Source organism: Comamonas thiooxydans (assembly GCF_000964545.1).
Lineage (GTDB): Bacteria > Pseudomonadota > Gammaproteobacteria > Burkholderiales > Burkholderiaceae_C > Comamonas > Comamonas thiooxydans.
In genome coordinates this window covers 112,940-125,048 of sequence record NZ_BBVD01000013.1, presented here as the reverse complement: position 1 = coordinate 125,048, position 12,109 = coordinate 112,940, and the positions used below count along the sequence as shown (strand labels likewise).

10 protein-coding genes are annotated in these 12,109 nt (G+C 61.0%); 5 read left to right on the top strand and 5 right to left on the bottom strand.

From position 1 onward, the window contains the following. Positions 1 to 15 precede the first annotated feature (15 nt). Positions 16 to 1,746 carry an FAD-dependent oxidoreductase gene (locus tag Cth01_RS19385; protein ID WP_045840126.1) on the bottom strand — a complete coding sequence of 577 codons (1,731 nt, stop codon included), beginning with the start codon at positions 1,744 to 1,746 and terminating at the stop codon, positions 16 to 18. 104 nt (positions 1,747 to 1,850) lie between these two features. Beyond that, positions 1,851 to 3,038 carry an acyl-CoA dehydrogenase family protein gene (locus tag Cth01_RS19380; RefSeq protein ID WP_045840125.1) on the bottom strand — a complete coding sequence of 396 codons (1,188 nt, stop codon included), beginning with the start codon at positions 3,036 to 3,038 and terminating at the stop codon, positions 1,851 to 1,853. 288 nt (positions 3,039 to 3,326) lie between these two features. Between Cth01_RS19380 and Cth01_RS19375 the strand changes: the two genes are divergently transcribed. The 5 genes from Cth01_RS19375 to tesG all read left to right on the top strand — a co-directional run bounded on the left by Cth01_RS19375 (position 3,327) and on the right by tesG (position 8,007). Beyond that, positions 3,327 to 4,304, top strand: a complete 978-nt coding sequence (locus Cth01_RS19375; protein WP_003071341.1) for a flavin reductase — start codon at positions 3,327 to 3,329, stop codon at positions 4,302 to 4,304. 79 nt (positions 4,305 to 4,383) lie between these two features. Further along, positions 4,384 to 5,223, top strand: a complete 840-nt coding sequence (locus tag Cth01_RS19370) for an alpha/beta fold hydrolase (protein ID WP_034360372.1) — start codon at positions 4,384 to 4,386, stop codon at positions 5,221 to 5,223. Between the two features lie 4 nt (positions 5,224 to 5,227). Further along, positions 5,228 to 6,022 carry a 2-hydroxyhexa-2,4-dienoate hydratase TesE gene (gene tesE, locus Cth01_RS19365; RefSeq protein ID WP_034360369.1) on the top strand — a complete coding sequence of 265 codons (795 nt, stop codon included), beginning with the start codon at positions 5,228 to 5,230 and terminating at the stop codon, positions 6,020 to 6,022. A gap of 6 nt (positions 6,023 to 6,028) precedes the next feature. Beyond that, positions 6,029 to 6,952, top strand: a complete 924-nt coding sequence (tesF, locus tag Cth01_RS19360) for an acetaldehyde dehydrogenase TesF (RefSeq protein WP_004341179.1) — start codon at positions 6,029 to 6,031, stop codon at positions 6,950 to 6,952. Positions 6,953 to 6,966: 14 nt separating this feature from the next. Then, entirely contained in the window at positions 6,967 to 8,007 is a 1,041-nt protein-coding gene (gene tesG, locus Cth01_RS19355; RefSeq protein ID WP_045840124.1) for a 4-hydroxy-2-oxovalerate aldolase TesG, read from the top strand. 149 nt (positions 8,008 to 8,156) lie between these two features. Here tesG and Cth01_RS19350 read toward each other — a convergent pair whose 3' ends face one another. From Cth01_RS19350 to Cth01_RS19340, 3 genes are all read right to left on the bottom strand, one after another. Then, positions 8,157 to 10,256 carry a TonB-dependent receptor gene (locus Cth01_RS19350; RefSeq protein WP_045840123.1) on the bottom strand — a complete coding sequence of 700 codons (2,100 nt, stop codon included), beginning with the start codon at positions 10,254 to 10,256 and terminating at the stop codon, positions 8,157 to 8,159. 351 nt (positions 10,257 to 10,607) lie between these two features. Continuing rightward, a complete protein-coding gene (locus Cth01_RS19345; protein ID WP_045840150.1) occupies positions 10,608 to 10,811 on the bottom strand; it encodes a hypothetical protein in 204 nt (67 codons plus the stop codon). Positions 10,812 to 11,162: 351 nt separating this feature from the next. After that, positions 11,163 to 12,107 (bottom strand): bifunctional OB-fold nucleic acid binding domain-containing protein/MaoC family dehydratase, encoded by a 945-nt coding sequence (locus Cth01_RS19340; protein ID WP_034360358.1) that lies wholly within the window; start codon positions 12,105 to 12,107, stop codon positions 11,163 to 11,165. Between the last annotated feature and the right edge of the window lie 2 nt (positions 12,108 to 12,109).

Here is a 12,109-nt window from a genome sequence, read left to right as displayed (position 1 = left end):
CTCTGCGCCTCCAGATCAAACCGTCTTGCCCAGCAGATGCGGGTTCTCGAGGGGCAAGGGCTTACCCACCATGTCAGCCACGGCGCGAAAGGCAAAAGTCATGGCAGGCCCCAAGGTGGAACCAGCGCCTGCGTAGGCCGGCCCCATGACGGAGGCGGAGTTGTTGCCCACGCAGTACAGCCCCTCGATGATCCTGCCTTGCGTGTCGAGCACACGTCCCTCTCTATCGGTGAGCAGCCCTCCCTTGGTTCCGATCTCTCCGGGCCACAGGCGCATGGCATAGAAAGGACCTTTCTCGATGGGGCCGAGGTTGGGATTCTTGAGACGCGGATCGCCGTAGTAGCGGTCAAACACATTGCCGCCCCGGTCAAAGTCCAGATCCTTTCCGGTTCTGGCGTATTCGGTCATGCGGCGCGCACTGTCCTGCAGGCCAGCAGCGTCCACGCCGATCTGGCGCGCCAGATCTTCCAGCGTCTCGCCCTTCCAGTAGACATTGTTCAGCCAGCTCTTGCGTACCTTGCTGTCCGGCACGGCCGAGCCAGGCATCAGCGGCCCCATGGGGTTTTGCGCGCGGAAGCTGGCGTCGAACACAATCCATGCAGGCACGCCGCCATTGCCCTTGGCATGTTCGGCCAGCATGGCCTGCTGAAATTCCGGATAAGGGCCGGACTCGTTGAGAAAGCGCTGCCCTCTGCTGTTGACAACCATGCACCCCGGCAGCGAGCGCTCCACGAAAATGCCGCGAAAGGCCGGCTCCTTGGGAACATCCATGGTGGGCACGCCCCAGGACCAGTCCATCAGCGCCAGCTGCGCGCCCACGGCCTGACCAGCCCGGTGAGCATCACCGGTATTGCCTCCCACTGGGGTGGCCGTCCACTCTGCCTTGGTGGGCTTGTTCAGATACTGGTCACGCATCTCCTGGTTGCGCTCAAAACCACCAGCCCCCAACAACACGCCACGTCTGGCGTTGATCTGCTGGCGCTGACCATTCCTTTCAACGATGACACCCGTCACACGGCCCGATGCATCCTTCACCAGCTCCTTGAGCGGAGAGCTGCGCCACATCTCGACACCGACCTTGTTGGCAGCAGTCAGCAGGCCTGCCACCAGCGCCTGGCCGCCCGTCATGCGACGATCGCGCCTGGTCTTGTTGCGCCAGGGGTAGTCCAGAAAATACTTGAGCATGATGCCCAGGATGGTGAAGCGCGACTTGAGCTCGCGCGAGAGCATGGAATGCGCCTCGAAGGCACTGATGCTCATGCGGCCGAACAACTGATTGCCGGGAGGGCCCGGGCGCATGGTTTCCAGCGCCGTCAGGCCCAGCCTGGCGGCATTGAAGTCAACCGGATCCATGGTGCGACCGCCGGGCCTGGAGCCTTCGATATGGGGGTAGTAATCCGCATACTTGGCCATGGCGCGATAAGGAATCCCGATCTGGCGCAGATACTCGGCCATCTTGCTGGCGGTTTCCACATAGGCCAGCACGCGGTCATCCGTCGCCATGCCTCGCACACAGCGCTTCATATAGCCAAATGCGGTTTCCAGATCGTCCTTGATGCCGGCGGTCTTCTGATCGTAATTGAGCGGAATCCAGATGCCGCCTCCCGACAGGGCCGAAGTGCCGCCGAACAGCTCCGTCTTCTCCACCACCAGAGTCTTGAGGCCCTGCTCCTGCGCGCGAATGGCGCCCAACATGGCACCAGCCCCCGACCCCACGACGATCAGGTCATATTCTTGTTCTGCCATACCTTGTCTCCGTCAATCTTTTGTTTTATGGATGGACTCTCGCAAATACACGCTGGCGGCAGCCTCCGCTGTGAGAGCGCTGCCGCAGCTTGGCCTGAATTCAATCAGACAAAGGGCTCCTGGTTGGGAATGCCCAGCACATGCGAGCCATAGGCGCGCACATAGGCATCCGTGTTGTTCGCAATGTGGGTACGTCCCTGATGGATGTCGCGGAAGATGCGCTCGATGGGGTTGTTCTTGAAAGTACCGCTGGCTGCGCAGGCACGCATCAGCTCATTGGCATGAAAGCCCGTCAGCTTGGGAACGTATGACGCCTGAGCACGCTGCAGCAGACGCTCCTCCAGCGTCAGCTGAATACCAGTCTTGGCCGCATCCACAATGCGTGCGTAATTGCGGAAGAGAACCATCTTGAGCTGGTCCAGCGCAATCGTGGCTTCGGTCACGGCCGTCTGGGCGTTCACGTCCTCGGCCATCCTGTTGCCATGCTTTCCAACGTGCGCCGTCGCGCGCTCGGTGAACGACGCGATGGCGCTTTCCAGCGCGCCCAGGCAGGCGGTGGACACCGCACGCTGGAACACATGGGTAAAGGGGATGCGGAACAGCCAGCTGGTGTTTTCCATGCGGCCGGGGCAGCCCACATCGCTGTGGTCGTTGGTGTACTGGATGCGATGTGCCGGGACAAACGCGTTTTCCACCACGATGTCATGACTGCCTGTACCGCGCAGGCCCAGCACATCCCAGTTGTCCTCAATGCGGTAGTCCGCCTTGGGCACCAGAAAAGTCACATGCTCCAGGCCAGGCGTGCCATCACGCTTGGGCAGCAGACCGCCGAGAAACAGCCAGTCGCAATGCTTGGAGCCGGTGGAAAAGCTCCAGCGACCGTTGAACCTGAATCCGCCTTCCACGGGCTCGGCCTTGCCAGTAGGCATATAGGTCGAGGCGATGCGCACGCCGTTATCCTTGCCCCACACATCTTGCTGAGCCTGGTCGGGGAAAAGCGCCAGCTGCCAGGGGTGAACGCCGACCACCCCGTAAATCCAGGCCGTGGACATGCAGCCCTTGGCCAGCTCCATCTGCACGCTGTAGAACACACGGGGATCCATTTCATAGCCACCCCAGCGCTTGGGCTGCAGCACACGGAACAGACCCGCCTCAGCCATCTCCTGAACGGTTTCGTCGCTGATCTTTCCTTCGCGATCCGCCTGCTGCGCGCGTGCCGCCAGCTTGGGCGCCAGGGCCTTGGCACGCTCGATCACGGCCAGCGCATCAGGGGTGAGGTAGTTATCTGTCATTGTGTTCATTCAGGTCTCCAGTTGCCGCTCCACCGGACGGCTTGTGGTGTGGTGGGCAAGGCCTTTTCGCCTATGACAGAAATGCTCTCACCATGCAATTTTCCGTTCATCGTCCGATCAGACTAACGATGAAGCAGGCGTTTGCGGACTTCTCCAAAGCCTGATCTCGCACCTCAAAAACACGGAGCCTAGGACAAACACCAAGCCCTGTTTTGCGCTGCTAGTCCATGTGAAGGATTCATAAAAGCCCTGTTCGCAGCACTCTTGCACCAAGGAGACATTCACCCCATGCAAAGCACTGCAGCAACCTTCGACCCCAAAGACTTTCGCCGCGCCCTGGGCATGTTTGGTACCGGGGTCACCATCGTCACCACCCGTGCAGAGAATGGCGAGCCTGTAGGAATCACCGCCAACAGCTTCAACTCGGTTTCGCTGGAGCCCCCCATGGTTTTGTGGAGCCTGGCCAAGAACGCCCGCAGCCTGCCTGTGTTCCAGAACGCCGACACCTGGAATGTGCACATCCTCTCCAACGAGCAAGAAGCCCTGTCGAACCGCTTTGCCCGTGCTGGCGAAGACAAGTTCTCCGGCCTGCCGCTGGACTCCGAGGCAGCCCATGCCCCGCTGCTGCAGGACTGCAGCGCGCGCTTCAGGTGCAAGACGGCATTTCAGTATGACGGCGGCGACCACATCATCTTTGTGGGCGAGGTGACCGACTACGACGCCAACCCACACCCTCCCCTGCTCTACGTGACCGGCGGTTACGCCCTGGCTTCACGCAAAGCCAACGCCGTGGCCAGCGAACCGGCCGCAGACACCAATACCGCCTACTCGGAAAACCTGATCGGATATTTGATGGGCCGCGCGCACTTTCAATTCCTGAGCGGCTTGCGCAAGCCCATGGCGGCTTACGGCATGACCGATGCCGATTTTTACGTGCTCTCGCTGCTGAGCATCCAGCAGCCTCAGTCGCCTGCCGAAATTGCGTCTCACATGGCCTACACCGGCACCGACATCGGAGCCGTGGCCCTGCAGTCGCTGATCAGCAAGGGCTGGGTGGAAGAAAGCCGCGAGCGCGCCGAGTCGCTGCAGCTCACGCCCCTGGGCAACGAAGCCATCTTGCGTGTGCTGGCCGCAGCCAAAGCTGTGGAAACCGATCTGATAGCAAGCCTTGGCGAGATGGAAGCAGCCACGCTGCGCAATCTGCTCAAAAAGGCGATTGCCGCCACCGATCCCGGCCTGCCCAAGCTCTGGCAAGCCAGGGCTTGATAAGCCTCGTCATCCAAGATTTCTCACCCGAAGGCAGGAGACAGCCTTCGCCTATCCACTCCAAGCATAAAGAACAGAGATGAGCCAATTTTCCATCCCAGAAGGCAAGTATGTGGACATCGGCAATGTGGCCGGTCATCCTCAGCGCGTTCACTACCATGAGCAAGGCTCTGGCGACCCCGTGATCTTTTTGCACGGCGCTGGCACCGGTGCCAGCGGCTACAGCAACTTCAAGGGCAACTACCCCGAGTTTGCTGCGGCCGGCTTTCGCTCCATCGTTCCCGACCTGCTCGGTTACGGCCTCTCGTCCAAGACCGAGGAGCCCAGGCAGTACGACATGGATTTCTTCATCGCCGGCGTCAAAGGTCTGGTGGAGCAGCTGGGCCTGAAAAACATCACCCTGCTGGGAAATTCGCTGGGCGGTGCCGTGGCGCTGGGCTATGCGCTCAAGTACCCCGAGGACGTCAAGAGCCTGATCCTCATGGCACCCGGTGGCGTGGAAGAGTTTGAAGCCTATATGGCCATGCCCGGCATTGCCAATATGTTCAATGTCTACAAGTCGGGCAAGACCGGCCCCGAAGCCATGCGCGCCGTCATGAGCATGCAGGTGGTGGACCAGTCGCTGCTGACGGAAGAAATCATCAATGAACGCGCCCCGATTGCGCTGACCCAGACCGAGGCCTCGCGCCAGCGCCTGTACATCCCCAATATGACCGAGCAGCTGCCTGACCTGAAGTGCAATGTGCTGGGGTTCTGGGGCATGCAAGATGCCTTCAATCCCGTGGGCGGTGCCGACAAGCTGGCCAAGGGCATCAAGCACTGTCGCGTGGTGCTGGTCAACCAGTGCGGCCACTGGGTGCAGGTCGAGCATCGCGAGATGTTCAACCGCACCTGCATAGACTTCATGAAAAACGGTTGAAGCCATGAGTGACAAGCAATTCATCGAACAGCAAGGCCAGCGCCTGTATGACGCGCTGCGCACCGCCAGGACGCTGGCTCCGCTGACCGAAAGCCACCCCGAAATGACGGTGGAAGACGCCTATCACATCTCCTTGCACATGCTGCGCCTGCGCGAAGCATCGGGCGAACGTGTGATCGGCAAGAAGATAGGCGTGACCTCCAAGCCCGTGCAGGACATGCTGAATGTGCACCAGCCCGACTTCGGCTTTCTCACAGACAGCATGCAGTTTGAAGACGGCGCAGCCGTCTCGCTCAAAGCATCCGGCCTGATCCAGCCCCGCGCCGAAGGCGAAATTGCCTTCATGCTCAAGAAGGATCTGCAAGGCCCGGGGGTGACCAAGGAAGACGTGCTGGCCGCCACCGAGTGGGTCGCCCCCTGCTTCGAGATCGTCGATTCGCGCATCAAGGACTGGAAGATCAAGATCCAGGACACCGTGGCCGACAACGCTTCCTGCGGCGTCTTCGTGATCGGCAAGCAGCACACAGATCCGGCTTCACTGGATCTGGCCGCTGCCGCCATGGAAATGCGACGAAACGGCCAGCCCGCAGGCTCTGGCCTGGGCAGTGCCGTGCAGGGCCACCCTGCTGAAGCCGTAGCCTGGCTGGCCAACACATTGGGCGCTTTTGGCATTCCTTTCAAAGCCGGTGAAGTGATTCTCTCTGGCTCTCTCGCACCCCTGGTGCCCGCCGCCGCCGGCGACCGTTTCGACATGGTCATCGAAGGCATGGGTACTTGTTCCATTCAATTCACCGAGTAAGAAACCATGACGCAAAAAAAGATCAAGTGCGCACTGATCGGCCCCGGCAATATCGGTACCGATCTGCTCATGAAACTGCAGCGTTCCCCCATACTGGAGCCTGTGTGGATGGTCGGCATCGACCCTGAGTCCGATGGTCTCAAGCGTGCCCGCGAGATGGGCATCAAGACCACGGCCGACGGTGTGGATGGCCTGCTGCCCTTTGTCAAGGAAGACGGCATCCAGATCGCCTTTGACGCTACCAGCGCCTATGTCCACGCCGAAAACAGCCGCAAGCTCAACGAGCTGGGCGTGCTGATGATCGACCTGACGCCTGCAGCGATCGGCCCCTACTGCGTGCCCAGCGTGAATCTGGCCGAGAAGGTTGCGGAAAAGGCCATGAACGTGAACATGGTCACCTGCGGCGGCCAGGCCACCATCCCCATGGTGGCTGCGGTTTCGCGCGTGCAGGCCGTGAGCTACGGAGAGATCGTGGCCACGGTATCGAGCCGCTCGGTCGGCCCCGGCACGCGCAAGAACATTGACGAGTTCACGCGCACCACATCTGGCGCGGTCGAGAAAATTGGCGGCGCCCAAAAAGGCAAGGCCATCATCGTCATCAACCCCGCCGAGCCGCCGCTGATCATGCGCGACACCATCCACTGCCTGACGGTGGATACGCCCAAGCCTGCCGAGATCGAAGCCTCGGTGCACGCCATGATCAAGGAAGTGCAGAAATACGTGCCCGGCTACAAGCTGGTCAACGGCCCCGTGATCGACGGCAACCGCGTCTCCATCTATATGGAAGTCGAAGGCCTGGGCGACTACCTGCCCAAGTACGCGGGCAATCTGGACATCATGACCGCCGCTGCGGCGCGCACGGCCGAGATGTTTGCCGAAGAAATCCTCGCCGGCCGTTTCGAGTTGGCCGAAGCCGCTGTTGCCGTCTGATCCAGGAGAAGAACATGTCCCTCAAAGGTAAGAAGATCACCGTTCACGACATGACGCTGCGTGACGGCATGCACCCCAAGCGCCACCAGATGACCCTGGAACAGATGAAGTCCGTGGCCACTGGACTGGATGCCGCTGGCGTGCCCCTGATTGAAGTGACCCATGGCGACGGCCTGGGCGGCAGCTCGGTCAACTACGGCTTTCCTGCTCATACGGACGAGGAGTACCTGTCCACCGTCATCCCGCTGATGAAGCAGGCCAAGGTCTCGGCCCTCTTGCTGCCCGGCATCGGCACTGTCGATCACCTGAAGATGGCCCACGAGCTGGGCGTCTCCACCATCCGTGTGGCCACGCATTGCACCGAGGCCGATGTCTCCGAGCAGCACATCGCCATGGCCCGCAAGATGGGCATGGATACCGTGGGCTTTTTGATGATGGCCCATATGAACAGCGCCGAAGGCCTGGTCAAGCAAGCCAGGCTGATGGAAAGCTACGGCGCCAACTGCATCTACATCACCGACTCGGCCGGCTACATGCTGCCGGACGACGTGAAGGAACGCCTGTCCGCCGTGCGCCAGGCTCTGAAGCCCGAGACCGAACTGGGTTTCCATGGCCACCACAACCTGGCCATGGGCATCGCCAACTCTCTGGCTGCAGTGGAAGTCGGTGCCAACCGCATCGACGCTGCGGCTGCCGGCCTGGGCGCCGGTGCGGGCAACACGCCGATGGAAGTGCTGGTAGCCGTGTGCGCGCGCATGGGCATCGAGACCGGCGTGGACGTGTTCAAGATCCAGGACGTGGCCGAAGACCTGGTCGTACCGTTGATGGACTTTCCCATCCGCATCGACCGCGACGCGCTGACCCTGGGCTACGCAGGCGTCTATGGCAGCTTCCTGCTGTTTGCCAAGCGTGCCGAAGCCAAGTACGGCATCCCCGCACGCGAGCTGCTGCTGGAGCTGGGCCGCCGCGGCATGGTGGGCGGCCAGGAAGACATGATCGAAGACACGGCACTGACCATGGTGCGCGAGCGCCAGAGGCAGGCTGTGGCAGCCTGATACTTCTGACTTCAGGCTCTCTTTGCCACTTTGATCGGGTTCAGCGGCTGCTTGGGGCAGCCGTTGAACCCTTTTTTTGCGACATCGGCCTGAGCATCAGGCCTCTATCCATCCAGGCCAGCCTGCCCGGGCTACATGGCACACCTTTTCTAGAAGCGATAGCGCGCCACCACCTGGGCCGAGCGCGGTGCGCCCGGCAGGTTGAGGTTGGGCGAGCTGCCATGACCGGCCACGATGTAGCGACGATTCAGCAGATTGTTGAGCTTGAGCTGCACATCCCAGGGGCCCATGCGGTAGTAGGCCATGGCATCCACTGTGGTGTAGCCTGGCAAGGTCACGGTATTGCCGGGATTGGCGAACCGGGCGCCGACATAGTTCAGCCCCCCACCCAGGCCGAAGCCGTGGCCCAGTGCCTTGGTCACCCATAAGTTGGCGCTTTGCCTGGGCGTCAGCGTGGGGCGCTTGCCCTGGACCGGCTGGCCGGAATCGACGGCAGGCGATGTGGTCATCTCGCCATCGAGGAATGCATAGCCGGCCCAGACCTGCCAGCTCGGTGCAATCTCTCCGGCAAACGTCAGCTCCAGCCCATTGGTGCGCTGCACGCCCAGAGGCACGACGGTGTTGCTTGTGGGGTCGACGCTCTTGATATTGGTGCGCTCGAGCTTGAACAGCGAGGCCGTGACCGAAGCCTTGCCGTCCGGCAGATCCCATTTGACTCCGACTTCCTGGCTGGTGGTTTTCTCCGGCGCCAGCTGTGCATTGTTGGCAGCCAGCGCAAAGGTTTCACCTGAAGGCTGGAAGGACTTGCTCCACGATGCATAGTAGGACCACGCCGACGAGGGCTGATAGACCAGCCCGACGCGCGGACTCCAGGCAGTGTCCGTACGGCTCAGATCCGGCTTGCCGGGCTGACGCTCATGCGTTTCCTGCTGGAAGCGGTCATAGCGCACACCAGCCAGTGCCTTCCACTGAGGACTGATGGTGACCAGATCCTGCAGGTAGGCGCTGGCCACCTTGAAGACGCTGTGATTGTCCGCCGCAGGCTTGCCGTCGATGCGCAGCGGCAAAGTCGGCAGCACCGGATTGAACAGCGAGACCGTTGCCACATTGGCTCGGCTGTATGACAGCAGATCCTTGCTCTGTCGGCCGAATTCAAAGCCGTACAGCAGCTGATGCTTCATCCCGGCGAACTCGAGCTTCTGGCTCAGCTCGGTCTGGTTGAAAAATCCGCTCTCGTCACGCTGCACATTGCCGCGCGTCAACGATGCCGTCATCGCCTTCTCATTGACCGAGCCCACCAGCGTGTTGTTTCTATCCAGCGAATAATCGTAGTAGCGCAAGGCATTGCGCAAGGACAGGCTGTCGTTGATCCGGTGATTCAGCGTGGCCCCCAGCGATGCCACTTCGGCACGGCTTACATCCACATCCCTGGCATTGGCCGCGCCGTAATAGGTGCCGGGCGACACATTGACTGGCCGGCCCTGGTACGCGGGGATACCGAAGTCCGTGAGGCGGCTGTCCTTCAGATAGTCGGCCTGCAGCAGCACGCTGGTGTCCGAGCTGGGCTTGATCAGCACCGATGCCGCAAGCGCCTTGCGATCGAGAAATTGCTGGTCGCGGTAGCTGTCGGCGCGCTCGACGGCTCCGGTCAGGCGATAGGAGACCGCACTGTCCTGCGGCGCGCGCGCCAAGTCGAACTCGCCACGGCGCTGGTTCCAGCGCCCCAGAGTCAAGCCCACTTCGCTGAGATTGACGCCGGGCTTCTTGGTGATGCGATTGATCAGGCCGCCCGACGAGCCGCGCCCGTACAGCACCGATGCCGGACCCTTGAGCACTTCGATCTGCTCGATATTGGACAGATCGCGGAAATACAGCGCGTCATCGCGCAAGCCGTCCACAAACTGGTCGGCAATGGCCGAGAAGCCGCGAATGGTGACCTGATCGCGCTGACCGTCACCATGAGAAAAGCCCACACCAGGCACGGCCTTGAGAGCGTCCTGCATGGATTGAGCGACCTGATCGCGCAGCAGGCTCTGAGGCACCACATTCACGGTCTGAGGAATATCACGCAACGGGGCCTCGATCTTGGTGGCGCTCGTTGCCGTGGGTGGGTTGTAGCCGGAATCGGGCTGGCGATCGCTGCGGACCTGTACTTCGTCCAGCACCACCTCTGAAGCTTGCTGCGCCCACGCTGCACCGGAAAAAGCCAGCCCCAATGCCGCTGCCAGCGGCGAATACCTCAATGCCATGAATGCCTCGTTATACGGAGTTTTAATTCGGCTTGGCGGGTATCGTCCGCAGCAGGGACTACGGCATCAATTGGCTACAACCTGTGTGCTGTGCAAAAGCGTGCGCATCATAAGCGAGAATCGGTCTCATTTACCTGTACTTTACAGTATAGAAATTATCTGGAGATCAAAGTCATATACATGCTTTGAAAGCAGCAAGAGTCCATGGCTTAACAAAGCCGTATCCCCCCCTCCGAGGCGGGCTGGAGGCGATGCCGATGCAACGGCAACTCGCTGCCATCAGGCCGCCGATTTCAGGACCGATCAAGGGAAAACGAGAGGGCCCAACCGGCAGAGCTTTCAGCCCAGGGCTCAATAGCCCGATGCAAAAACCGCGCTCCAGGAAGTCTGGGCACCGGCCAGCACGATGCCTGCGGGCAGCTTGAGCGCAGAGTCCGCCTGCGCCGCCACCGCGGCACTCTGAGGCAGATTCATGGCGGGCAGATACAGCGCCAGTGCCGCAGCGGCCAGCGACACTGCGCGAAGTGCATTCATCCAGCGAAAAGAGGTTTTCATGCTTGTCTCCTGTGCAGGCTCTATGGCCTTTCTGGTTTGCAGTATGGCCAGCACGGAAAACGCAACATCGTCCATTTTGATGAGCAGGTATTTACTTAGGTGGCAACCCCAGATCGCCGACCCAAGGGCGCCGCCGCATGACTTTGACTCCTGCCGGCAAAGTTTCAATAATTTGATAGCTGCCATCGCTTTTAAGACATAGGTATAAAGCCAATTTGACTGATATTTCTCGCATTCCAACAGAGCCAGGATCCCATCCATGAACGGCCGCAAAAAAAGGGCTTTGCTTGCGCAAAGCCCCAACCCTTGAAGAAACTGAAACACCCGCCTTCACCGGGCGGGCAACGGCGATTACATGTAGAGAATCACCAGGTCGTTGATGACTGCAGGACGGTCCTGGCCGACCACATGGATGTTGAGCTCCATCGTGGCCTGCACGCCGCTCTTGACCTGCTCCACAGCCTTGATGCGAGCCCGCGCACGGATCTTGCAGCCGGAGGGCACGGGGGTCGGGAAGCGCAGGCGGTCCGAACCATAGTTGACCATGTTGTTGAAGTCCACCACCTCGTAGTCCAGCGGAATCCTGAGCTGACTGGCCAGCACCTGCACCAGAGCGCCGTGGGCGATGGTGGTGCCGAACGGGCTTTTCTCGCGCGCCTGCACGGGGTCGGTGTGAATCCAGTAGTCGTCGCCAGAGAGCCTGGCAAACTCGTTGATGACTTCCTGGCTTACAGTGAACTCGTTGGACCAGGGGCTGTACTCCTCGGACACCAGCGACTTCATGGCCTCGATGTCCTTGACGGAAATCCTGCGCTTGGCTGCGGCAGCCTCCTCCACCACGGCAACCGCAACTGCGGCCTCGGCGTCGGCCTTGATGACGGTCGGGTGGCTGCCCGCACGGGCGGTAAAACGCAGCAGGGTGACCTCGCCGGGGCGCTCGTCAAACACGGGACGCACCTCCATGCCCACCTTCAGCGCCTCGGGATCCACGCCGACCATGGTGGTGTTGATGCGCACGCCTTCGCGGAGTTCGACCACGGCCAGGGCCTGGGGCATCTCGTCCGTGAATTCGGGCATGGTGGGAATGCGTGCGATGGTGAAGCTGTAGAGCGTGCCTTCGCCCGACACTTTGTTCCACTTCAGGGTGCGCGATCCGCAAGTGGGGCAATGGGTGCGTGGGAAAAACAGCGAGTGTCCACGATCGCATTGCTGAATGCGCACTTCGTGGGCCTTGAGACCGTCCCAGTACGGCGCAGAAATTTCCGTGGGATGGGGCAGAGGTTTGTTCCAAGCCATGT

What these genes read in the sequence shown, in the direction of transcription:
- Cth01_RS19385 (WP_045840126.1), bottom strand. Translation starts at nt 1,746, where the DNA reads ATGGCAGAACAAGAATATGACCTGATCGTCGTGGGGTCGGGGGCTGGT.
- Cth01_RS19380 (WP_045840125.1), bottom strand. Translation starts at nt 3,038, where the DNA reads ATGACAGATAACTACCTCACCCCTGATGCGCTGGCCGTGATCGAGCGT.
- Cth01_RS19375 (WP_003071341.1), top strand. Translation starts at nt 3,327, where the DNA reads ATGCAAAGCACTGCAGCAACCTTCGACCCCAAAGACTTTCGCCGCGCC.
- Cth01_RS19370 (WP_034360372.1), top strand. Translation starts at nt 4,384, where the DNA reads ATGAGCCAATTTTCCATCCCAGAAGGCAAGTATGTGGACATCGGCAAT.
- tesE (WP_034360369.1), top strand. Translation starts at nt 5,228, where the DNA reads ATGAGTGACAAGCAATTCATCGAACAGCAAGGCCAGCGCCTGTATGAC.
- tesF (WP_004341179.1), top strand. Translation starts at nt 6,029, where the DNA reads ATGACGCAAAAAAAGATCAAGTGCGCACTGATCGGCCCCGGCAATATC.
- tesG (WP_045840124.1), top strand. Translation starts at nt 6,967, where the DNA reads ATGTCCCTCAAAGGTAAGAAGATCACCGTTCACGACATGACGCTGCGT.
- Cth01_RS19350 (WP_045840123.1), bottom strand. Translation starts at nt 10,256, where the DNA reads ATGGCATTGAGGTATTCGCCGCTGGCAGCGGCATTGGGGCTGGCTTTT.
- Cth01_RS19345 (WP_045840150.1), bottom strand. Translation starts at nt 10,811, where the DNA reads ATGAAAACCTCTTTTCGCTGGATGAATGCACTTCGCGCAGTGTCGCTG.
- Cth01_RS19340 (WP_034360358.1), bottom strand. Translation starts at nt 12,107, where the DNA reads ATGGCTTGGAACAAACCTCTGCCCCATCCCACGGAAATTTCTGCGCCG.